General features: G+C 42.0%; 19 protein-coding genes and 3 riboswitches. Of the genes, 16 read left to right on the plus strand and 3 right to left on the minus strand.

All coding sequences use genetic code 11. From position 1 onward, the window contains the following. Positions 1 to 1,131 carry a methionine biosynthesis PLP-dependent protein gene (locus NRI27_RS10455; RefSeq protein WP_371390634.1) on the minus strand — a complete coding sequence of 377 codons (1,131 nt, stop codon included), beginning with the start codon at positions 1,129 to 1,131 and terminating at the stop codon, positions 1 to 3. A 155-nt stretch (positions 1,132 to 1,286) separates the two neighbouring features. Next, positions 1,287 to 1,392: riboswitch (SAM riboswitch) on the minus strand. A gap of 139 nt (positions 1,393 to 1,531) precedes the next feature. Here NRI27_RS10455 and NRI27_RS10460 point away from each other — a divergent pair. Next, complete coding sequence (locus NRI27_RS10460) at positions 1,532 to 1,867, plus strand: DMT family transporter (RefSeq protein ID WP_371390635.1); 336 nt, start codon at positions 1,532 to 1,534, stop codon at positions 1,865 to 1,867. A gap of 1 nt (position 1,868) precedes the next feature. After that, the gene (locus tag NRI27_RS10465; protein WP_317946190.1) at positions 1,869 to 2,183 is read left to right on the plus strand and encodes a DMT family transporter; all 315 of its coding nucleotides are present in this window, start codon (positions 1,869 to 1,871) and stop codon (positions 2,181 to 2,183) included. Between the two features lie 73 nt (positions 2,184 to 2,256). Here NRI27_RS10465 and NRI27_RS10470 read toward each other — a convergent pair whose 3' ends face one another. Next, entirely contained in the window at positions 2,257 to 3,093 is an 837-nt protein-coding gene (locus NRI27_RS10470) for a CPBP family intramembrane glutamic endopeptidase (RefSeq protein WP_371390636.1), read from the minus strand. Between the two features lie 135 nt (positions 3,094 to 3,228). On the opposite strand from NRI27_RS10470, the gene NRI27_RS10475 reads away from it, so the two are divergent. Then, a complete protein-coding gene (locus NRI27_RS10475; protein ID WP_371390637.1) occupies positions 3,229 to 4,899 on the plus strand; it encodes a PucR family transcriptional regulator in 1,671 nt (556 codons plus the stop codon). After that, on the plus strand, positions 4,896 to 5,327 hold the full coding sequence (locus NRI27_RS10480; RefSeq protein ID WP_371390638.1) for a hypothetical protein: 432 nt from the start codon (positions 4,896 to 4,898) through the stop codon (positions 5,325 to 5,327). The genes NRI27_RS10475 and NRI27_RS10480 overlap by 4 nt, the downstream gene beginning before the upstream one ends. Positions 5,328 to 5,455: 128 nt before the next feature. Here the strand turns inward: NRI27_RS10480 and NRI27_RS10485 are convergent, their stop codons facing one another. Then, entirely contained in the window at positions 5,456 to 5,650 is a 195-nt protein-coding gene (locus tag NRI27_RS10485) for a hypothetical protein (RefSeq protein WP_371390639.1), read from the minus strand. A 213-nt stretch (positions 5,651 to 5,863) separates the two neighbouring features. Between NRI27_RS10485 and NRI27_RS10490 the strand changes: the two genes are divergently transcribed. The 12 genes from NRI27_RS10490 (at position 5,864) to NRI27_RS10545 (ending at position 23,251) form a co-directional block, all read left to right on the plus strand. Next, a complete protein-coding gene (locus NRI27_RS10490) occupies positions 5,864 to 7,054 on the plus strand; it encodes a M24 family metallopeptidase (RefSeq protein ID WP_371390655.1) in 1,191 nt (396 codons plus the stop codon). Between the two features lie 19 nt (positions 7,055 to 7,073). Next, complete coding sequence (locus tag NRI27_RS10495; RefSeq protein ID WP_371390640.1) at positions 7,074 to 8,273, plus strand: M20 metallopeptidase family protein; 1,200 nt, start codon at positions 7,074 to 7,076, stop codon at positions 8,271 to 8,273. A 16-nt stretch (positions 8,274 to 8,289) separates the two neighbouring features. After that, a complete protein-coding gene (locus NRI27_RS10500; protein ID WP_371390641.1) occupies positions 8,290 to 9,738 on the plus strand; it encodes an aldehyde dehydrogenase family protein in 1,449 nt (482 codons plus the stop codon). Between the two features lie 60 nt (positions 9,739 to 9,798). Beyond that, positions 9,799 to 11,424 carry a BCCT family transporter gene (locus NRI27_RS10505; protein ID WP_371390642.1) on the plus strand — a complete coding sequence of 542 codons (1,626 nt, stop codon included), beginning with the start codon at positions 9,799 to 9,801 and terminating at the stop codon, positions 11,422 to 11,424. 16 nt (positions 11,425 to 11,440) lie between these two features. After that, positions 11,441 to 12,787 carry an aminotransferase family protein gene (locus tag NRI27_RS10510; RefSeq protein ID WP_371390643.1) on the plus strand — a complete coding sequence of 449 codons (1,347 nt, stop codon included), beginning with the start codon at positions 11,441 to 11,443 and terminating at the stop codon, positions 12,785 to 12,787. Positions 12,788 to 12,995: 208 nt separating this feature from the next. After that, complete coding sequence (locus NRI27_RS10515) at positions 12,996 to 14,465, plus strand: nicotinate phosphoribosyltransferase (protein WP_371390644.1); 1,470 nt, start codon at positions 12,996 to 12,998, stop codon at positions 14,463 to 14,465. A gap of 12 nt (positions 14,466 to 14,477) precedes the next feature. Then, positions 14,478 to 15,302: an ammonia-dependent NAD(+) synthetase gene (gene nadE, locus NRI27_RS10520; RefSeq protein WP_371390645.1), complete on the plus strand. Its 825-nt coding sequence runs from the start codon at positions 14,478 to 14,480 to the stop codon at positions 15,300 to 15,302. A 265-nt stretch (positions 15,303 to 15,567) separates the two neighbouring features. Beyond that, positions 15,568 to 16,518: an AAA family ATPase gene (locus tag NRI27_RS10525; protein WP_371390646.1), complete on the plus strand. Its 951-nt coding sequence runs from the start codon at positions 15,568 to 15,570 to the stop codon at positions 16,516 to 16,518. Continuing rightward, positions 16,515 to 17,723 carry a DUF58 domain-containing protein gene (locus tag NRI27_RS10530; RefSeq protein ID WP_371390647.1) on the plus strand — a complete coding sequence of 403 codons (1,209 nt, stop codon included), beginning with the start codon at positions 16,515 to 16,517 and terminating at the stop codon, positions 17,721 to 17,723. The genes NRI27_RS10525 and NRI27_RS10530 overlap by 4 nt, the downstream gene beginning before the upstream one ends. Further along, positions 17,720 to 19,915: a transglutaminase TgpA family protein gene (locus NRI27_RS10535; protein WP_371390648.1), complete on the plus strand. Its 2,196-nt coding sequence runs from the start codon at positions 17,720 to 17,722 to the stop codon at positions 19,913 to 19,915. The genes NRI27_RS10530 and NRI27_RS10535 overlap by 4 nt, the downstream gene beginning before the upstream one ends. 32 nt (positions 19,916 to 19,947) lie before the next feature. Further along, positions 19,948 to 20,049: riboswitch (purine riboswitch) on the plus strand. A gap of 91 nt (positions 20,050 to 20,140) precedes the next feature. Next, positions 20,141 to 21,703, plus strand: a complete 1,563-nt coding sequence (gene guaA, locus NRI27_RS10540; RefSeq protein WP_371390649.1) for a glutamine-hydrolyzing GMP synthase — start codon at positions 20,141 to 20,143, stop codon at positions 21,701 to 21,703. Next, positions 21,701 to 21,800: riboswitch (purine riboswitch) on the plus strand. It overlaps the preceding gene by 3 nt. A gap of 125 nt (positions 21,801 to 21,925) precedes the next feature. Continuing rightward, positions 21,926 to 23,251, plus strand: a complete 1,326-nt coding sequence (locus NRI27_RS10545) for an NCS2 family permease (protein ID WP_371390650.1) — start codon at positions 21,926 to 21,928, stop codon at positions 23,249 to 23,251. The last annotated feature ends 336 nt before the right edge of the window (positions 23,252 to 23,587 follow it).

Genomic DNA, 23,587 nt, shown 5'->3' on the forward strand with positions numbered 1-23,587 from the left:
TTAGGTAGTCGAAATAGGTACTAATCTGGAAGCGATCTTCAGTGCTTGTTCAAAATCAGCAATCAAGTCCTCTGCCTCTTCCAGTCCAACAGAAAAACGCAACAATCTTTTGTCAACGCCCCGTTTCTCCCGGTCTTCTTCAGGAATATCAGCGTGCGTCTGGGTTGTCGGATAGGTAATGAAACTCTCTACACCTCCTAAACTTTCAGCAAACGTAATGAGACGTAAGTTTTCCAAAAACGGACCCACCCAACTACTTTCTTGTAGACGGAATGATAGCATGCCACCTTTACCTGCATACAAGACGTCAGTTACCAATGGCTCGTTTTGCAAATAGGTTACAAGTGCTTTTGCATTCGCATCATGTTGCTTCATCCGGACATGTAGCGTTTTTAGACCACGGACGACGAGCCATGAATCGAATGGAGAAAGCGTTGCGCCGATAGCATTATGATGCTCCCCTAACCGTTGGCAAAGAGATTCCCCTTTAGCGACAACAAGACCAGCAAGAACATCATTATGTCCACCGATATATTTTGTTGCGCTATGAATGACGATATCGGCACCCAGGTCAATCGGTTTTTGATAATAAGGCGTTAAGAATGTATTATCCACAATTAACAATAAGTTGTATTTTCGAGCGAGTTTTGCAAAATGTTCAATGTTAATTTCTACCATCAGTGGATTTGTCGGTGTTTCAATGAACAACGCTTTTGTTTGACTGGCTACTAGTTTCTCCGTTTCTTCAACTGAGGCAAATGCAGTGTACGTCGTTTGGATTCCGTACAATTTTTCATACTGGTCAAATAGACGGTATGTGCCTCCGTATAGATCATCTGGAGCAATAATCGCATCTCCAGATTTGAATAACGAGAGGACGAGTTGAATAGCAGCCATCCCTGAACTGCACGCAAAACCTGCATCCCCGTTTTCCAGGTCAGCAATCCCTTCCTCCAGTATCGTCCGTGTAGGGTTCTTTGTGCGGGTGTAGTCATAACCGGTCGACTGTCCAAGACCATCATGTTTGTAAGCAGTCGATAAATAGATCGGAGGGTTAATCGCGCCAGTCTTCTTATCACTTCCATTCCCTAATTGCACAAGTTTTGTATGTATACTTTGTTCTGTCAACATGCCCATCTCCTTTGTTTTTTTGTCTAAGTTTTTTTACGAGTTGAATGAAATACGCTAGTCTGCTAGCAATACATTGCGTACCAGCACAAGCTCGTTCATTAAAAAAAGACCTCATCCGTAATAAGAAGAGGCCTTCAACAAAGTTGAAATCAATCTTCTTATCTTTAAGACGTATACGCCTTTTGGAATTAGCACCATACCAAAATCGGGCTGGTTGCTGAGACGTCAACGGGCCAATCCCTCGGTCTCTCTTGATAAGAATAAAAAATATGGAATTGTTTTAAAAATTACATAACTAAAGTTATCATGATTTTAACGAGATTGCAAGCAGGAATATCAAAACAATAGCGACTGTTTGCTATAATGGATGGACTTAATAGAATGAAGAGGAGGCCATCCAATGGCTTGGCTATATGTATTGCTCGCTGCTGTTGTGGAGATTTTTTGGGTAATCGGACTACGGTATTCTGATACTACACTCGAATGGATTGGAACTGTCGTTGCAATTATCATCAGCTTTTATGCGATTATTAAAGCGTGTGAGAAATTGCCTGCCGGTACAGTATATGCAGTTTTTACGGGATCAGGTGCAGCTGCAATTGTCATCATTGATTTCGTAATGTTTCATGCGGAGTTTACGATGATGAAGGTGCTTTTTATCGCGATTATCATCACCGGGGTTATTGGTATTAAAATGACGACCGGTGAAAAAGAGACGGCTGAAGGAGGCGAATAATGTGGCATGGCTTTATTTAGTTGTAGCAAGTTTGGGAGAAATACTAGGCGTATTCAGCATTAACTTGTTTCTCAAAAAAAAGAGTTGGCAACGCTTATTGCTCATTATTGTCAGCTTTTCCTTAGGTTTTCTTTTCCTGTCCTTAGCAATGCGGGATATTCCGATGGGGACGGCGTATGCGATTTGGACGGGCTTGGGCGCTGCGGGAGCTGTTCTGATGGGCATCGTATTTTTCAAAGAGGCGGCAGGTTGGAAACGAATTTTTTTCCTTAGTTTAATTATTGGCGGTGCAGTCGGGTTAAAGCTGTTTAGTTGAATACATGAACGGAAGACGTGTGGTACCAAGTAGCATGATTGGTTCCACACGTCTATTTGTTGTTCGTATAATCTTACTGTTCCGGTGGATGTGCAAGATGACCTTCTCTCATAGAAGCGAGGCCTTTTCCAAGCTTAACAGTTATGAAGATTGTTAAAAGTGTACTAACTACAAGCATTATACTAATCGGGAATGCTTTGCCGGTAATATCTTCTTTTGACAAGATTAAAACACTCTCTAGCCAGTCGGTAGGTACAAAACTTAGAACGACTGCGATCGTATTGTTCAGGATGTGCATCATGATTGGGAGCAGTAAATTTCCTGTCCGTAAATAGAGTAAGCATGCAATGACGCCGAAGAAAAATGCGCCGATAATGTCACTATGCAAGATGCCGAACAGTAGACTGGAAATGAGAATGCCACCCCACATAGATGTTTTTAACATGATGCGATGTAAAATGACCCCTCTAAAAAAGAACTCCTCTACAATCGGAGCAAGAACGGAAATGACAAGAATTTCAAAAAAGAGATAGAAAGGATTTGTTGGAAAAGGCACTTCTTCCATTAATAAATCGACTAAAATGGGAAGAATCGGTTCGATTGTAAAGAGCGTCAACCAAAAAGTGCTTAAAGAAAAGCTGATTGCTACCACAACGATTGCACATATTGGGAGAACCCATTGTGCACTTCTGCTAAAAAATACTACTTGTTTAAGAGAAAATGGTTCTTTTCGATAGTAATGATAAAAGAAAATGAAAGGCACAACAATGTACATGATGATGGATAAACAAGTTGTTATGAAGCCTTCATCTGCACCATAGAAAGTGGAGAAGATAGCGATCACAACAAACCCAATGAATCCGATAATACTGAGGCCAAGTAATAGCCGAATTTTCATATGATTAAACAAAATCACACCTCCTATCGTTAATCGTATTGTAAAATGCATCCAAAATACAAGAATGTACCTTTTTAATCTAGTTGTGCGAATTGTGATACGATAGTGTGAATGACGAACGGCAAGTGTTGGAGGTGTTTCGTAGCAATGAATTTGCCTGTTAAAGAGATTTTAGCATTTCCGATACTTCGGAGCGCTACTGTCAAAACTGGTCAGCGTGTGTTAACAGATCGAGTTGTCGAATGGGTTTCGGTCATTGAAAACCCGGTTGAGAATTTTGTGCGGGAAAATGAGTTCGTTTTGACGACAGGTATTGGTTGTAACCAGGATGAAGAGCAGCTGTTACGGTTTGTTGAAGATGTCTATGAATCTGGTGCATCAGCGTTAGCAATCGCGACGGGCAGACACGTTTTTGACATTCCGCCAATTGTGTCTAGGTTTGCTGAGGAACGCAATTTCATTCTCATTGAAATCCCGTGGGAAATACGATTTGCTGATATTGTGCATGAGATTATGCGGCATTTAATGGATGACCGAATTGAGCAAGACGAGCGCCCGAAAGATATACAGCAGCAATTGATTCAAATGATATTGGAAGGGCGTACGATACAAGTGATTGCAGCGTTCATAGAAGCTGAAATCGACAAACAGGTGTTAATTGTGAATGACAAAGGTGAAATGGTAGCCGGTTCAGCAAACGTGACAGCTGTCCAATCATTATGGAATGAGATGAAACAAAACGCCGTACACGTGCAAGAATCCCATCATCCACGGTATTCAGAGTTGCGTAAAGTAGGAAGAAGCGGGCAACAACTCTATCAGTTTGCCATTAAGTCAAATGGTCAGTTCAAAGGGGATTTCTTCATCTTATCGACAGATGAAAATCCGTTGAAGCGTCATGAATTGACGATTGCTGAACAGGCTGTCGTCGCTACTTCTTTATGGTTTTCAAGAAATAGTGCGGTTATGGAAGCGGAAGGGCGCATGCAAAATGAGTTTCTGTTAAGTTTGGCCATCGGAAAAAATATGACGACCGAACATATTCAAGCGCACGCGGATTTGTTTAAATATGATTTCGAACTCCCATACGTGTGCATCGTTGGGCTTCCCGAAAACTTAGGCAGCTTAATCTTCCAACAATCGACTCAATCCGTATCTCGAAAGACCGACTTGGAGTATATGAATTCGTATATTAAAGATGGGATATTCTATGCCGCTGATAGTATAAACAGAAGAGTATTATATGCATTTAAAGACGATATCATTCTCATTTTTCTAGAGACATCCGTTGCCGCAACGGCCGATACGGTCAATCAATTTTTAGACTTGGTAGAGAGACGATTCCTTCATCTATTACCTGGTGTTCAGTTTTCATGGGGCATAGGCAAACGAGTAGAATGGACTGCAAACTTTAAAAATAGCTACCAAAAAGCAAAAGCGGCTTTAGATATGGGAAGGGGACAAGTAGGGATTGGCAAGCGAACTCATTTTGATGATACGCAGTTAAGTAGTCTCTTTGTCCATTTAATAGCAAATGAAGAAGTGAAACAAATTTTACTGTCGGTCATTTCGCCATTGCTAGCATATGATGAAGGGAAAGGGATGGACTTGATTCAAACGTTTTCAGTCTATCGCAAGACGAGCGGTAATGTTAGTAAAACAGCACGTGAACTTAATTTGCATAGGCAATCACTGTTATATCGCCTACGCAAAATTGAGTCACTTACAGGCAAATCTTTAGTCAACCCTGATGACTTATTTTTACTAGAGTTCGCTGTGAAACTATGGTCAACCGGCTTGGTGGATAAAACCGAGTGACGTATCAGCTAGAGGGGGCGGTGAAAGTGTTCAATCTTCCAAACTACAAAATTTTACTTGTCTCTAAGGATCAACTTGGTCATTATTTGAAAGTGCGTATTGAATTGCAAGATGGTCCAATTCATATCCGTTGGGATGTTGATGAATTGACGTACGGAGAAATCCGTTCCATTACGCGGAACAATTACTTTGATTCGTTGGCGAAAGATTATTACTTTGAGTTGTTGCCCTTTGCCTCTGCCTACAAGGATGAATTGAACAAACCTACGTACGAAGGAACGATCCGTTGTGTGCAAGGAGATCGAGCAAAGCGAATCGACTTTATCTGTTCGGAGCAGTTTGCTGGGAATTTGGAGTGGTTGCGCCAACAAGAGCGTACTGTAAATGATTTGGCGATTGTCAGATGGAATGAAGATAAATGTGTATGAGGAATTATAGACGTCAAAGGACTACATTACGATGTGAAAAATGTACCGTGAGGGCTAAGTTTACTAAACTTGGCTTCTTACGGTTTTTTTATTTAATGAAGAGGGCTGTTGCATAGTGACGCCAACTGTTATCGTTCCATCACATCAGTTTTACAGTTTGTTTTTGGTGACTCGTACAAATCGTTCGTCGCGGGCCAAAAGTGGAGCATCCTCACTTCTTCCAAAGTTCTATCAATCATTTTTTCACTTCTATCAATCACTTTTTCAATTCTATCGTTCAATTTCGAGCTTCTATCAATCACTTTCACAATTCTAACGACCATTTCAGGCCTTTCCGCCTACTAAATCCTCATCCTAATACCGTGTATACGCAAGCCTAAAAAAGTTGTATGAAAGGAACGAACAAAACTTCATACAAAATAGCGGGTGAATTTAAAGTATTCAGTCTATATGATAGAGATATGAGGTGGATTAGCTAAACAAATAAAGTTGCTTGGATGTTGGCGATAACAAAAGGAGGTTATTATGACATGATGATGATTCCATTTACTGTGGAGGAATACCATGGTCGATTGACGCAGACAAAGTTACGAATGCAGCAAAAAGGATTGGATGTGTTGCTCATTACAGATCCAGCAAATATGAATTATCTTTCAGGCTATGATGGTTGGTCGTTTTATGTAGATCAAATGCTGATTGTCAGTTTGGATCGGGTTCAGCCGATTTGGATAGGACGGAAAATGGATGCGAATGCAGCTAAAGTGACGACATGGTTGTATGAAGACAATATTCTTTCCTATCCTGAGGACCATATTCACTCACAGGAAAGACATCCGATGGAATTCATTGCAGGCGTCCTACAACAATTGGGATTGGCTACATGCAGGATTGGACTTGAAATGGCTTCTTATTACTTCTCGGCTTTGGCGTATGAAAAGCTGAAAAAGAGTTTGCCGGACGCACGTTTCCAAGACGCAAGTTTACTCGTGAACCATGTCAGACTCATTAAATCCAATCAAGAAATTGACTATATCCGTCGAGCGGCAAAAATTGCAGCAATTGGCATGCAATCTGCCATTACTTCCATACAGGAAGGTGTACGTGAATGTGATGCAGCTGCTACGATCTTCAAGCATCTCATAAGTGGTACAGATGAATTCGGAGGCGATTATCCATCAATTGTGCCGTTATTGCCTGCGGGTAAAAACACGTCGACTCCGCACTTAACATGGACAGACCGGTATTATACAGAAAATGAAATCGTCATTATTGAACTGGCAGGTTGTCATCGACGCTACCATGCTCCGATGGCTCGGACGCTATCTCTAGGAAGGCCATCAGAAGAAGTGACGGAAACATCGAAAATTCTTGTTGAAGGATTGAACACGGCAATTGAGGCGGTTAAACCAGGTGCGACTTGTGAAGACGTGGAGATGGCTTGGCGAAAGGTCATCTCAAAATACGGGATTGAGAAAGATTCACGAATGGGTTATTCCGTAGGGGTCGGTTACCCTCCAGATTGGGGCGAACATACAGCGAGCATCCGACAGGGCGATCAAACTATTCTTCAACCGAATATGACATTTCATATGATCCCAGGGCTGTGGTTTGACGATTATGGAGTTGAAATAAGTGAAACAATCCGTGTTACCGAAACTGGATGTGAAGTGTTAACTGAATTTCAGCGGGAGCTTATCATAAAAGATCAAATAGACATTGCGATATAGAAGAGAGGAGGTAGAAGGAATGCGTGTGGAAGAGCATGCTGGGCGATGCAGAATTGAACTGCAACGACAGTTGATTGAATGGCGGAGAGATTTCCATCGCAATCCAGAGCTTAGTTTCCAAGAAATCGAAACCGCCCGATTTGTGGCAACTACATTAAGTGGGTTTGAAGGGATGACCGTTAAAACCGGTGTTGGAAAAACTGGTGTAGTGGCGACATTATCAAACGGACCAGGCAAGACGGTTGCAATTCGGGCGGATATGGATGCACTTCCTATTACAGAAAAGAGCAATCATGATTACGTATCGAAGAACCAAGGTGTCATGCATGCATGTGGGCACGACGCCCATACAGCAATCTTGCTTGGTGTAGCAAAAGTTTTGGCGGAAAAAGCGAAGGTTCACGCATTCACTGGGACAATCAAACTTCTATTCCAGCCGGCAGAAGAAGCAACAGATCATGAGGGTCTGTCAGGTGCACCACGTATGATGCAAGAGGGTGCTCTAGATGATGTAGACAACATCATTGCGTTGCATGTTTGCCCATGGCATGAAGTTGGTGTAATTCAAGTGAATACAGGTTACAGTATGGCGAGTGTCGATGTGTTCCATGCGACAATTCGAGGAACTGGTGGACATGGGGGGTATCCGCATGTAGGAACAGATCCAGTGTGGATGCTAGGTTCCGTGTTGCAAGCGTTTTACAGTTTGCCGACGAGAAGACTATCTCCATTAGATACTGCTGTTGCAAGTATCGGTGAAATCAACGCAGGTTCAGCGAGTAACGTTATCCCTGCAGACGTTTCAGTGACGGGTACCCTTCGCGCCTATTGTCCCAAAGTGAGGGAGCAATTGATTGCTGAAGTGGAAAAGGCATTTAAAATCGTCGAGCCGTTAGGGGGTGCCTATACATTCTCAGTTGTCCGTGGAGAACCTGCATTATCAAATGATTCAACAGTGACGCAGGTCATTAAAGAGGTAGTCGCGGCGCACCAAACTTACAAAATCGTTGAGGAGCCGTTCGGTCTAGGTGGAGAAGATTTTGGCTATATGACGCAAGTGGTACCGGGAGCAATGTTCTTTCTTGGTTGTATGCTACCAGACGGTATAAGAAGGGATTTGCATACAAATCAATTTGATATTGACGAGCGATGTCTTGAAATTGGTGTCGACCTATTAGTTGACACAGCGATTGCTTTATTGCATCGCTCAGACAACTAAAGAGGGGGAGACAACGATGGAGACGAAAGTTTACGGAAAACCGATGTATGTGGCTGGAAGATGGGTAGAAAAGGAAGCGGTCATTGAAGTGAAGAATCCACAAGATGGATCCTTTATCGCGCATGTACCCGCAGCGACTGAAAATGATGTACTGATGACCATAAAAGAAGCGGAAAGCGGAGCTAAAACAGCCGCGAGTATGCCTGTTCATGTACGGATGGCCGTGTTGCAAAAAGCTGCTGACTATATTGAAAAACATCGAGATACGTTTGCAACGACGATCGCTTTGGAAGGAAGTAAAACCATCCGGGAGGCAAACGGAGAAGTGACAAGGTGCATCCAGACGTTACGATTAAGTGCAGAAGAAGCAAGAAGAATTAAAGGAGAAACCATCCCTTTCGATCAGACAGAAAGTGGAGAAAATCGAATCGGCTATTATACGAAATTTCCTATTGGTCTAATTGCGGCGATTACGCCGTTCAATGATCCGCTAAATTTAGTGGCCCATAAAGTCGGACCGGCAATCGCTTCTGGCAATGCAATCATTGTAAAACCAGCAACTGCAACGCCGTTGAGTGCACTCCTGCTTGCCGAAGCGTTTGACAATGCCGGCTTGCCACCGAAAGTGTTATCGGTTATTACTGGAAATGGCCGGATCATCGGTGACCTGTTAGTTTCGCATCCTGCAATTAGAATGGTGTCTTTCACAGGAGGATTGGAAACCGGCGAGGAAATTGCGAAAAAAGCGGGGCTGAAGAAACTGAGCATGGAGCTCGGTTCGAATTCACCGGTCATTGTAATGAAAGATGCGGATATGAATGAGGCTGTAGAGTGCACTGTGGCAGGTGCGTTTAGTGCGGCTGGCCAAAACTGTCTTGGTGTCCAACGGATTTATATCGAGCAAGAAGTTTTTGAACAATTCACCACACAGTTTGTCCAACGTACTCGTCAATACAATGTAGGGGATAAATTGTCCGCATCGACGGATATGGGTCCTTTAATTAGTGAAAAGGAAGCAATAAGGGTGGAAAGTTGGGTACAGGAAGCGGTATTGGAAGGGGCTGAGCTGTTAGTAGGCGGCGTTCGAACAGGTGCGTTTTATTCACCGACCGTCTTAGTGAATGTTCCTTTGCATTGTACCATTGCTCAACAGGAGATATTTGGACCGGTTGTTTTGTTATATCCAGTAAATCGTTTAGAGATGGCCATTGAGCTAGCTAATAACGTCAATTATGGCCTGCAAGCAGGTATTTTCACTGCAAACATTGAAAACGCTTTCAAAGCAATTCAAGGGTTGGAAGTCGGCGGTATCCTTATTAATGATAGTAGCGATTTTCGAATTGACGGCATGCCGTTCGGAGGAGTGAAAGGTTCTGGACTTGGCAGAGAGGGAGTGAAATTCGCCATCGAAGAAATGACCGAGACAAAAGTAGTTAGCTTCAAGTTAGGGAACTTGAAAGGATGATTTTCAAGCTCTGTGAACTTAAGTAAGCATGTCATTCACAACTAAAAAGGAGAAGCATATATGGAAAGAAATACAACACCATTGAACAGTGTATTTTGGATTTCTGCCACTGCAGTCACTTTTCTAGTCATCTGGGGAGTTGTGGATGCTGCTGGATTGTCGCAGCTGGCAAACAGAGCATACGACAAAGTGGCTGACGCTTTTGGCTGGTTCTATCTCATTTCCGTTCTCGTCATCGTGTTGTTTTGTGCGGGACTGGCAATTAGTAAATACGGGCGCATTAAGCTTGGGCGGGACGATGAAAAGCCGAAGTACTCCTACTTTGCATGGATAGGTATGCTATTCAGCTGTGGTTTTGGGGCTGGTCTGGTTTTTTGGGGCATTGCAGAGCCGATGAACCATTTTGCGCAGTCTCCAATTGGAGCAGAAGGACTTACGCCCGAAGCAGGCAGACTCGCCATGCAATATTCCTTCTTCAACTGGGGCGTTCACCAATGGTCGGTCTTCACAATTGTGAGCTTATCGTTAGCGTATATGCAGTTTCGAAAAAAGGAAAAAGGGATGATCAGTGACACGCTCGATCCACTGATAGGTAAGCAGAAAAAAATGTCATTACGCAAGACAATTAATACGCTAGCCGTTATCACAACCGTGTTAGGCGTCGCAACCTCTTTAGGGATGGGCATTTTACAAATAAACGGCGGTTTAAATTATGTATTTCAAGTGCCGCAAAATACAACGATTTTACTTGTAATTGTTTTAGGATTGCTTGCGTTGTATTTACTATCGACACTAACGGGATTAGATAAAGGTATTAAGTTTCTCAGCATATTGAACATGTGCTTGGCAATTGGCATGATTGCTGTCGTCCTCTTTTTAGGACCAACAACGTTTATTTTTGAAGCTTTTGCGCTCGGCGTCGGTGATTACGTCCAGAACTTCTTCAGTATGAGTTTAGGCATGTCACCGTATGACGGCAACAGTTGGTCGAAAGCGTGGACGGTCGGCTATTGGGCTTGGGTAATTGCATGGTCGCCGTTCGTCGGGGCATTTATCGCGAGGATTTCAAGAGGGCGGACGATAAGGGAATTTGTATTCGGAGTCCTCGTTGTTCCTCCATTCATTGCAGTCGTGTGGATAGCCGTCTTTGGAGGCACTGCCATTCATATGGATCTGTTCCAAGGTACGAATATTGCAGGTGCAGTTCAACAAGACGTGACGAGTGCGCTTTTTGCTACTTTCGGTAACTTCCCGATGAGTACAGCCCTTTCCGTCATCTTCCTCTTGTTAATTGTCACATTTTTAGTGACCTCAGCTGATTCAGCAGCATTCGTATTAGCGATGATGACTTCTGACGGCAATCAGAATCCAAGTAATTTATTAAAAGCGGTATGGGGTGTGTTAATGGCAGCAATCGTTGCTGTGCTTATTAACAGCAGTGGTTTACAAGGTCTACAAACCGCCTCACTCATTGCTGCACTGCCGTTTTCCATCATTTTACTCCTGATGGGCGTATCGTTGTTAAAAACAATAAAGGCGGACGAACGAATGGGATTCGCAGTGGAAGAAGATGGAGCGGTTTATGAAACCGAGACGATGCCGCGAAAAGAACAAAAAGAAAAAGCGTATCAACTCGTTGAGGTGCGGTCGGTCGTTGAGGCTAGACAGGTTTTACCGAAAAAATAAATTTGGAGGGATTTTCATGACGTTACAAACAACCGAAACGACAGAGACAGTAAACAAGGCATATGCACAGTTAGCGGAATTGGATAAAAAACATTTCATGCACCCGACGACTTCGTTTAAACAACAACACGAACAAGGACCCAAATTCATTTTTACAGAAGGAAAAGGGATCTACTTAAAAGATATCAGAGGAAATACAGTCATTGACGGTCTATCCTCACTTTGGAATGTCAACATTGGTCATGGTCGTGAAGAGCTTGGCAAGGCTGCGATGGAACAGATGAAAAAACTCGCTTTCAGTTCAACTTTTGCGACGAATAGCCATGAACGAGTTATTGAGTTGGCAGAAAAAGTTGCAAACATGACGCCTGGCGACTTGAATATGACCTTCTTCACGTCGGGTGGTTCTGAAGCGAACGATACGGCATTTAAAACAGTGCGTTATTATTGGCAATTAAAAGGGCAGACTCAAAAGAAGAAAATCATTACACGAAAAAAATCATATCACGGTGTGTCGATGGGGGCTTCCAGTGCAACAGGCTTGCCAGCTTTTAGAACGTTTCCATCTTTAGCGCCTGATTTCCTATATGTCGAATCTTCAATTGAAGCACTAGAGGCATTAATCCAACAAGAAGGTGCAGAGACAATTGCAGCATTCGTGTCGGAACCAGTGCAAGGGTCAGGAGGCGTCAACCCGCCACCGGAAGGCTATTTCAAAAAGGTGCGGGCACTTTGTGATCAGCACGATATTTTGTTCATTGCAGACGAAGTCATTACAGGATTCGGAAGAACGGGAGCCACATTTGGAATGGAGCATTATGATGCGGTTCCGGATATCCTTGTTATTGCAAAAGGGATTACTAGTGGATATGCACCGTTAGGCGGGATGGTTATTTCGGAAAAGCTGAAAAATGAATTGATTGACCTGTCAGACGGTGTTTATATGCATGGCTATACGTATAGCGGGCACCCGATGTGTTGTGCTGTTGCACTTGAAAACTTGCGAATTATTGAAGAAGAGAATTTGATTGAAAACGTACGTAATATGGGGGCAGAGTTCCAAAAAGGGTTCCAATGGCTGGCCGATCGGCATGATGTGATTGGTGATACAAGAGGGATCGGTTTGCTTGGGGCTGTGGAAATTATGAAAGATCCAGAGACAAAGACCCGTTTCGAGGAGCCTGTGTCTGTGAAAGTAATTGAAGAGGCACTGAAGCATGGATTACTAGGCAGAAGTATTATTTATGAAGGGCAAGATACGCTAGCCTTTGCACCTCCGTTTTGTATAAATAAAGAAGAGGTTGCGACGATTATATCAATCATCGACCAATCATTAACGACCGTCTTAAAGAGGGATTGTTAACAGGTATGTTGATAAAATGATTTGCACCATAGATGACTTACTAGAAGTTGTCTATGGTTTTTTACGTATTCTTTTAGCATTTAAACAAACTGAACGTAAATTAAACACACAAGCATGATCCCTAGGGATTTTTTTCAATGTTATTTCGCATTGAAGTTCGGGTAAATAGTGTATACTGGAAGCATTAATGTGGAAGAAGGGATTTAGAATGAGCTCGATTTACACAGATGATAGCTTGGCATTACATACAGATCTTTATCAAATTAATATGACTGAATCGTATTGGGCAGATGGCATGCACGAACGGAAAGCGGTGTTTGAACTGTTTTTCCGAAACTTGCCGTTCGGGAATGGTTATGCAATTTTTGCAGGACTGGAGCGAATACTTGCTTATTTAAAAGATTTTCATTTCAGCGAAAGTGATTTAGCGTACTTGAAGGAAGAACTTGATTTTAGTGATGACTTTCTCGAGTATTTGAAAGGCATCCGATTCACTGGAGACGTCTATTCAATGGTTGAAGGAGAGCTCGTCTTTGCGAACGAGCCGATTATCCGAGTGGAAACAACGTTAGCGGAAGCACAGCTAATTGAAACGGCACTGTTGAACATCGTTAATTATCAGACGTTGATTGCTACGAAAGCTAGTCGCATTAAACAAGTCGTCAAAGATGAAGTTGTAATGGAATTCGGTAGCCGGCGCGCCCATGAAATGGATGCAGCTATTTGGGGAGCTCGTGCAGCGGTCATTGGTGGCATCGAGGCAACTAGCAACGTACGTGCCGGTAAGCTATTTGGTATCCCCGTAGCAGGAACACATGCTCATGCAATGGTCCAAGCGTATAAAAGCGAATACGAAGCATTTCATGCATATGCGAAAAGACATAAAAATTGCGTTTTCCTTGTCGATACATACAATACGTTAAAAATCGGCATTCCAACTGCGATTCAAGTGGCAAAAGAGTTAGGCGATCAAATTAATTTCGTTGGCATCCGATTGGACAGTGGGGATATTGCTTTCCTTTCAAAAGAAGCACGTAAAATGTTGGATGAAGCTGGATTCACAGATGTCAAAATTGTCGTGTCCAACGACTTGGATGAATATACAATCCTAAACTTGAAAGCCCAAGGAGCTAAAGTTGATGTGTGGGGAATTGGGACGAAGCTTATTACGGCATATGACCAGCCAGCACTCGGCGCAGTTTACAAAATCGTTTCGATTGAAAATGAACATGGTGAAATGGAAGATACGATTAAAATATCGTCTAACGTTGAGAAAGTGACAACACCAGGACAGAAAAAGCTGTATCGAATCATCGACAGGGAAAACGGACGTGCAGAGGGAGACTACATTACCATGCACGATGAAGACCCGACAACTGAAAAGCGCATTAAAATGTTCCACCCTGTCCATACGTTCGTCTCCAAATTTGTAACGAATTTTGATGCGGTTAATTTGCATGTAAAAGTAGTGGAAAACGGAGAAATCATCTATAAAAATCCAACGTTGAATGAAATGCGGCAATATGCGCATGACAACTTGGACTTGTTGTGGGATGAATATAAACGCTCCCTGAACCCTGAAGAATACCCTGTAGATTTAAGCCAAAAATGCTGGGACAACAAAATGCGTAATATCCATGATATACAAGACAAAGTGGACGAGTTTTCATCAAAATAAGGAGGTACGATGATGACAATCCAAGACCAAATCATTGAAGAATTGAAAAGCAAACCAAGCATCGATCCGCAAGAGGAAATTCGAAAGTCCATTGACTTCATGAAGGAGTATGCCATTAAGAACCCATTTGTGAATGGATTTGTTCTTGGGATTTCCGGTGGACAAGATTCTACGCTTGTTGGAAAGCTAGCCCAAATGGCCGTTGATGAATTGAATGAAGAAAACGGAACGGATCAGTATCAATTTATTGCAGTCCGACTCCCTTATGGCAAGCAATTCGACGAAGAAGATTGCCAAGATGCATTGGCATTCATTCAGCCTTCAAAAATTTACACAGTCGATATTAAAGCGGCTGTCGATGCGAGTGAACGTGCATTAGCTAATGCGGGTATCCACATTTCCGATTATACGAAAGGCAATGAAAAAGCTCGGGAGCGGATGAAGGTTCAATATTCCATTGCTGCGACACATAGTTGCATCGTTCTCGGCTCGGACCACGCAGCAGAAGCGATAACAGGCTTTTATACAAAATTCGGAGACGGTGGAGCGGATTTAATGCCCCTCTATCGGTTAAATAAAAGGCAAGGCAGACAAATGCTACAAGCGCTAGGTGCTCCAGAACACTTGTACAATAAAGTACCGACAGCCGATTTGGAAGAGGAAAAACCTGCTTTACCCGACGAAGTAGCATTAGGCGTCTCATATGAAGCGATTGATGATTATTTGGAAGGGAAAGAAGTTTCCGAACAGGCACGGGAAACAATTGAAAAGCATTTCAAACGATCGGCCCATAAACGCCATATGCCTATTACACTATTCGATGACTTTTGGAAGTGAAGTATTGTTCGAACGCATAACGTCTAAATACTGATTCTTGAACCGCATTTTACTAAGGAGTTGTGAACTTAGTAAGATGCGGTTCTTTACTTTTTTCCGGTAATGAATGTAAACAGGCGAGTTTAGGAGTTACCAGAAAAGATGATGATAAAGTATGAAGTTTGTATGTCTAAGGTTGTAGCGTTCAGTTAATTACGGTATTATGAAGTTAGATTTTGTAAATTTTCGGACAGGTTAGAGAGAAGTTGGGATTGGAGGAAATGAAATGATGCATGCTCAAGCAATTAATAAAGTATTGAAGAATATTGACCATGTAATGATTGGTAAGCGGAACATTTCCGAGTTAAGTGTAACCGCATTATTGGCCGGTGGACATGTTCTACTTGAAGACGTTCCAGGGGTCGGGAAAACGATGATGGTGAAAGCACTTGCAAAGTCTGTCGGTGCAAGTTTCAAACGGATTCAATTTACACCTGATTTATTGCCGTCAGATGTTTTAGGTGTTTCAATTTATAACCCGAAAGAAATGGAATTTGAGTTTCGACCTGGACCAATTGTCGGCAATATTGTATTAGCGGATGAAATCAATCGAACGTCACCAAAAACGCAAGCTGCGCTGTTAGAAAGTATGGAAGAAGCTTCGTTGACCGTGGATGGCGTAACAATTCGGATTCCACAACCATTTTTCGTTATGGCTACCCAAAATCCAATTGAATATGAAGGAACTTATCCTTTACCGGAAGCCCAATTAGATCGTTTTCTATTCAAGTTACGCATGGGGTATCCAAAGCGAGTTGAGGAAGTGGACGTGTTGGCAAGGGCTGAAAAGTCAGTACCGATCGATGCACTTGAAACGGTTCTTACGGTAGAGGAATTGCGTGCACTACAAGAAGCAGTAAAAACTGTTGAAGTGGATGCGTCTATTAAATATTACATCGTGGATTGTGTAGCAGAAACCCGCGACAATCCGTATGTCTATTTAGGCGTGAGTCCACGTGGTTCACTTGCGCTCATGAAAGCTTGCCAAGCATATGCATTGCTAAAAGGAAGAACGTATGTGACGCCAGATGACGTAAAGTATCTAGCTCCATTTGTTTTCGATCATAGGCTTATCTTGAAACCTGAGGCTAAATATGAAGGCATCACAACAAAAGAAATTATCGAAAGGATTCTTGCGAAAGTTAGTGTTCCAATCGATAGGATTCATGCGAAATGAAGAGAAGTGGTAAATACTTATCACTGACAACTCGCCTCGTATTCATCGTCAGCCTCTTCTTTTCAATGTATGTATTTGCGATGTTTCAAGGTGGTACAGTGAGCTGGACGATTTTCTATATGGTGACTCCATTTTTACTCTATTCAATCGCTCTATTTCTGTATCCATTGTCAGTGTTAAAAGTCAAACGCAGCATTCGATCCAAAACGATTGAAAAAGGTGGGAAATTGCACGTTACGCTACACATTACACGTTCTTTTCCTTTCCCCTTGCTCTATACGACAATATCTGAAAAATGGGATGATGCGCGAGTCATTGAAAGTGTTCCTCAAACAAAGCAATTTTTCATTTTTGGTTTTAAAAAAGAGATTGAGTGGTCCTATGAAGTGGACAAACTGCCCAGAGGACAATACACGATTGAAGGCCTAGAGGTGGAAATAGCAGATTTTTTCGGTTGGATTCAAAAAAGAAGTTTTATTGAACTAAAAGACAGTATTTTAGTGTTTCCAAATACAACATCCATGCATTATGTTCCGATAGATGCGCAATATGATCGAGGATCTTTGTTGTCACCTTACTCCTTAGTAAAAGATACAACAATGGCGACAGGTGTGCGCGATTACCAGGCAGGTGACCGTGTTACTTGGATTCATTGGAAATCGTTTGCACGAACACAAAACTTGATGACAAAAGAATTTGAAGATCGTCAATCTGAAGACTTAGTTGTCTTGTTAGATGGAAGATTATCCGATACATTTGAGGAACAAGTAGAACTGACCGCCTCGCTTATAGAGGAAGCTTCAAGTCAACAGGCATCTATTGCGTTCGTATCTACTGGTGAAGAGATAACTGTGTTCCCTTTCATTCATTCAGCGGAACAGTTAAATGAAGTGTTTGTTCATTTAGCAAAAATAAAACCTGTATCCGTTAACGATATGAAGTTGATTGCTCGGTCTACTTTTTCAGCATTGGCAGGTAGTGTTATCGTTGTGACAGGAAAACCAGACGCAGCATTCATCCAAACCGTCAATCATGTCACGACTTCCATGAAATCTGTCATTTGTTTTGTAGTGGTTGATAAGATACAAGCAGTCTCTACAGAATTACAACAGCAAGTTGCGTACGCCAAGTCAAAAGGGATTGCTGTGCATTTGTTAAGTAGGAAGCAATTTTCGGATGCTTTCAAGGAGGTGTCTTCGTTGTGAGTCACCGTAAAATGGATGTTCGTCTCCTTCTCATTTTGTACGTACTTGCCTTTGTTTTACTTTTAGAGTGGCTTTTACCTGTTATCGAACTGACCGACACGAATTATTTAGGCGTTTTTCTACTATTTATTGCACTATCCTTTTTGTTAGGTTTACTCCGTTTGCGTTGGTGGTTTTCCTTACCAATCAAAGGCTTATATTTGTTCATCGCTTTACACTATGTCTTCTTTAAAACTATCGTTTTTTCGAGAGAAACAATGGTCTTGTTAATGAACGACTTGTTGTCGAATTTCCCAATTATGCTAGCTGGAGACTGGGAGAATATCACAAACCCGTTTCGAACGATCCTGTTTTTCATTCTCTTGTGGATGACGATATACTTAATAAGGCATTGGATTGAAGTCAGAAAGAGCATCATGCTGTTTTATGCTATGACCGTCATCTTTATAGCTGTAATTGATACGTTTAGTCCCTATGAAGCTGATGGAGCGATATTTAGGGTTATGGTCATTGGCCTGCTTTTAATCGGCCTCCTTACCATTTCAAGAATAGCGGAAAGACATAGTCAGAAAGTACATGCTGGCAAATTCGCCGCGTTTTCTTTACCCCTCCTGTTTGCGGTCGTTGGAAGTGGGATGGTGGCAAGTTTCTTACCTGCTCAAGAGCCTGTTTGGGCAGACCCGGTTCCTTTTATCAAGTCTTTTGTAAACGGTGAAGGTTCCGGTGTTGGAGGGACAACTTCGAAAAGTGGGTACGGTCTAGATGACTCCAAACTGGGCGGTGCTTTTGTCCAAGATGACACAGTAATTTTTAGAGCAACTGTCCCTCGGAAACAATACTGGAAAATTGAAACAAAGAATACGTATACGTCAAAAGGGTGGGAACAAAACGGAGAAATTAGCACGCCTGTTAATATTTTGTCAGGCGCGTTGCTAGCCGATGCGCCTCTCCAGGATGAAGAGACGGAAAAGCTGCAAGCAGAAATAAAAATGCTAGAGCCTTTGCCTTTTCTTGTTTATCCGTACGGCGCTACGGAGATGCATACAAATTTATCTGGCGTAAACTTGAAGTACCAACCAGAAACAGGTCAATATTGGGCTTTAAAAGGTACACAGGAAGTTGAGTTGGATGCTTATCGTGTTGAATTAGTGGAAATGCCTCCCTATAGCTTAAAAGCGCTACGGGAGACATCGAACGAAGATTACGATGGTAGTGGAGATGAACTAGCGCAATATCTCCAGTTACCTGAACAATTACCTGATCGGGTTCGGGAATTGGCTTTTAGCATTACTGATCAAGAAGGCAGTGTCTATGAAAAGGCAAAAGCAATTGAGCGCTACTTTTCTAGAAGTGGATTTACGTATGATCAACAAACTGTTGCAATTCCAAAAGCGAACGAAGATTACGTCGATCAGTTTTTATTCGATACAAAAAGAGGGTATTGCGATAACTTCTCGACATCAATGGTTGTCATGCTAAGAGCAATTGACATTCCGGCTAGATGGGCGAAAGGATTTGCACCTGGTGAAGGAAAAACAAATTCACTTGGGAAAACCGAATATACAATTACAAATAATGAAGCCCATTCTTGGGTAGAGGCTTATATGCCAGGATTCGGATGGATGCCTTTTGAACCGACAATCGGTTTCTCCAATCCAACCAATATTGAATATGATATTGAAACGGATATGAGTGAACCGCAAATCCCTGAAATGGAAGAAAGAGAACGTCCAGAAATTGAGAAAGACGAGACGCCTATACTAGGGAAAAATCATAAGGATGGTTCTTCTTTCGTTAAGAAGGCAATGGATTTTATTCAAAAGTATGTATGGATAATAATTGGTATCATCGTCCTCATTTTACTAGTCGTTTGGATTGTTCATTCACGACGTAAAAAGTGGCTACCAAAAGTTTATATACACACATTCCGCAACCAACCAACAAATTGGACGATGTTCGCTAAGCAATACCTGCTTCTACTTAAACAGCTGGAACGTGTCGGATTCAAGAGGGCGGACAGTATGACGTTATCTGAATTTGCTACAAGTGTGGATAGCTATTTTGGTGGTAAACAGATGCAAAAACTCACAGAAGTCTATGAGCAAGGTGTGTATGGAGGGTATACAATCGACCAAGAATGGGCAAGCTTAAAAGAAATATGGGAAGATTTAATCATTAGGGCTTCGGGTTGATTTTTGTACATCAAAAGAGTAAGATATGAAAAATAGAACGACCGATTAGCCCTCATATATGTCTGATAATATGGTTCAGACGTTTCTACAAAGTCACCGGAAATGACTTGTCTATGGAGGTAGGGATAATAGTTTTATTCCTGGCCCCATTGTAGGATGTTGAGACGCGTGGAAAGAAGTACTTTCTTACGCGTCTTTACTGATTTATGAGAGATCGGAAACTAAATGGAAGAGGTGGATCAATTGTCAACAGCTCCTTTATTGATCGAACAGGAAAAAATCGTCGTGCTGGATTTCGGAAGCACATATAACCAACTACTCACACGTTCAATTCGTGAGTTAGGCGTATACAGTGAATTGCATCCGCATACTGTAACGGCTGAAGAAGTGAAAAACATGAACGTTGTCGGCATCATTCTTTCTGGAGGCGACAAATCAGCGGAGGATGAAGAATTTAGCCTCGATGCTGGAATTTTCGACTTAGGGATCCCTGTCCTTGGCATTTCGTACGGTGCTCAATTAATTGCTAAGCAATTCGGTGGCGCGTTAGGTGCGCGTAATGAAGAAGCTGATGTTCAAGAGATCACTGTAGAACCATCTTCAACTTTATTCTCAGATTTCGATGTGAAGCAATCAGTGCTTCTAAGTAAAGGCAATGCAGTAACAGAGCTTCCAGCTAGTTTTTCAACAATTGCTACAGGTTCAAACGGTATTGTAGGATTTGCTAATGAGGAAAAGCAAGTATATGGTCTTCAATTTCATCCGGAAGTTGATCATACTATAAACGGTAAAGAAATGCTAAGTAAATTTATGTTTTCAATCTGTAAAGCTGAAGCTAGCTGGACGATGAAAAGCTTCATTGACATTGAAGTGGAAAAAATCCGTTCACAAGTCGGCGACAGAAAAGTCCTTTGTGCACTCAGTGGTGGAGTTGACTCATCCGTCGTTGCGACTTTGATTCACCGTGCAATTGGTGATCAGTTAACATGTATTTTCGTTGACCACGGTTTACTTCGTAAGTATGAAGTAGAAAGTGTCGTTGAAACGTTTAGCAATAAATTTAACATGAACTTCATTAAAGTAGACGCTCGTAAACGTTTCTTGGACAAGCTAAAAGGCGTTACCGATCCGGAAGTGAAACGTAAAACAATCGGTAATGAATTCATCTATGTATTTGATGAAGAAGCGGCGAAACTTGAAGGCATCGACTTCCTTGCACAAGGAACAATCTACGCAGACATCATCGAAAGTGGAACTGCAACAAACGAAGTGATTAAATCACATCACAACGTTGGCGGTCTTCCAGAAGATATGGATTTCGAATTGATCGAGCCTTTAAAAGCACTCTTCAAAGATGAAGTTCGTGCAGTAGGAGCGGAGCTTGGTTTGCCAAGTGACATCGTCAACCGCCAACCATTCCCTGGTCCTGGCCTAGGCGTTCGTGTTCTTGGTGAAATTACGGAAGCGAAACTTGATATCGTTCGTGAAGCAGACTGGATTTTACGCGATGAAATCGCAAAAGCGGGCCTTGATCGTGAAATTTGGCAGTACTTTGCAATTTTACCTGATATCCGCAGTGTAGGTGTGCGCAATGAAAAACGTTCATATGATTACGCAGTAGGGATCCGTGCTGTTCATTCAGTAGACGGAATGACAGCGGACTGGGCAAGAATCCCTTGGGATATTCTTGAGAAAATTAGTACGCGTATCACTGCAGAAGTTGAACACGTCAACAGAGTAGTATATGATATTACTGCAAAACCACCAGGCACAATCGAGTGGGAATAATTAACTGAATAACGATATCGTATAATCTTGAGAATATGGCTCGAGAGTCTCTACCGAACACCTTAAATGTTCGACTACGATAATTAATTTAAAGGGGATCCTTTAATTGATTGTCAATGGGGAAGTATACGAGTATGACGTCGTATAGTTCCTCTTTTTATTTTATAAATGATGTTGAAAGAGCTAGAGAATTACATACTAATTACGTTAAGGGCGGTTATTATGAAGAAATACTTTGAGTTCGACAAATTAGGAACGAACTATCGTCGCGAAATTATTGGTGGTCTCACGACTTTCCTTGCAATGGCCTATATACTTGCCGTCAATCCTCTTATGTTGTCACTTGACGCTGTACCGGATTTACCGGATGCAATGCGAATGGACAAAGGAGCCGTATTCGTTGCAACAGCGCTTGCTGCAGCAGTCGGTTCAATATTCATGGGACTTATCGCGAGATACCCAATCGGTCTTGCGCCAGGTATGGGATTAAATGCATTCTTCGCATTTTCTGTTGTTCTTGGTTATGGAATACCGTGGCAAACAGCACTGACTGGCGTATTGTTTTCAGGACTTATATTTATTGTTCTTTCTTTAACAGGATTACGCGAAATGATTATCAACGCCATACCGGCACAATTGAAATATGCAGTTGGGGCAGGAATTGGCTTATTCATTACATTTCTAGGTTTGCAAAATGCAAAAATTATTGTTGCTGATCCGAACACGCTTGTAACACTAGGAAACTTAGCAGCAGGACCTACACTCCTTGCGATTTTCGGTTTAGTTGTAACGGTCATTATGATGGTTCGTCAAATTAAAGGCGCAATCTTCTATGGCATGATTATGACAACAGTTCTTGGAATGGTTGTTCAATTAATTGAAGTTCCATCACAAGTTGTTTCTAAAGTACCGAGTATTGAGTCTACTTTTGGTGCAGCGTTTGATGTAGATCCTGCCGCAATTTTCACAACACAGTTTTTAGTCATCGTCATTACATTCTTGTTTGTGGACTTTTTTGATACAGCTGGAACACTTGTGGCAGTAGCTAACCAAGCGGGGCTAATGAAAGACGATAAACTGCCTCGCGCCGGTAAAGCATTGCTAGCAGATTCATTAGCAACTGTTACGGGTTCAATTTTTGGAACGTCAACAACAACGTCCTATATTGAATCAACTGCAGGTGTGGCTGCTGGAGCAAGAACCGGTTTTGCTTCTATTGTAGTTGGTATTTTGTTTTTACTATCACTGTTCTTCTCACCATTGTTGTTCGTCATCACACCTGAAGTAACAGCGCCCGCTTTAATTATTGTTGGTGTGTTGATGGTGTCGACATTAGGCAATATCGAATGGACGAAATTTGAAATCGCGGTTCCTGCGTTTTTTACAATTATCGCAATGCCATTGACGTATAGTATTGCGACCGGAATAGCAATTGGTTTCGTATTCTACCCGATTACAATGTTGTTGAGTGGAAGAAGAAAAGAAATCCATCCAATTATGTACGGGTTGTTTGTGATCTTCATTCTTTACTTCATCTTTATAAAATAAAATAGCCGTACGCCGTTCTGGGAGAGTGAGGATAGACTCATTTCTTTCGGAACGGTTTTTTGTATTCAAATAAGGTTGCTACAATAGTAGATGTTTGTAATAAACGTTAGGCTAAACTGTGCTGATGGGTACGATTTTTAGCTGATGATAAAAAAAGATGTTAAAAGTGTTGACAGGTTAAATGTCATTTGGTATAGTAATAAAGCAGTCGGGAGCACAACAAAAACCGACAGCGAAAGACAAACAATGAACCTTGAAAACTGAACAGCAAAACGTCAACAAATAAAGTTCTGAAGCCGACTTGTCGGTGGACGAACAACTCGAATCTTCGGATTC

Origin of the sequence: Sporosarcina sp. OR05 (genome assembly GCF_041414805.1) — a bacterium.
GTDB lineage: Bacteria > Bacillota > Bacilli > Bacillales_A > Planococcaceae > Sporosarcina > Sporosarcina saromensis.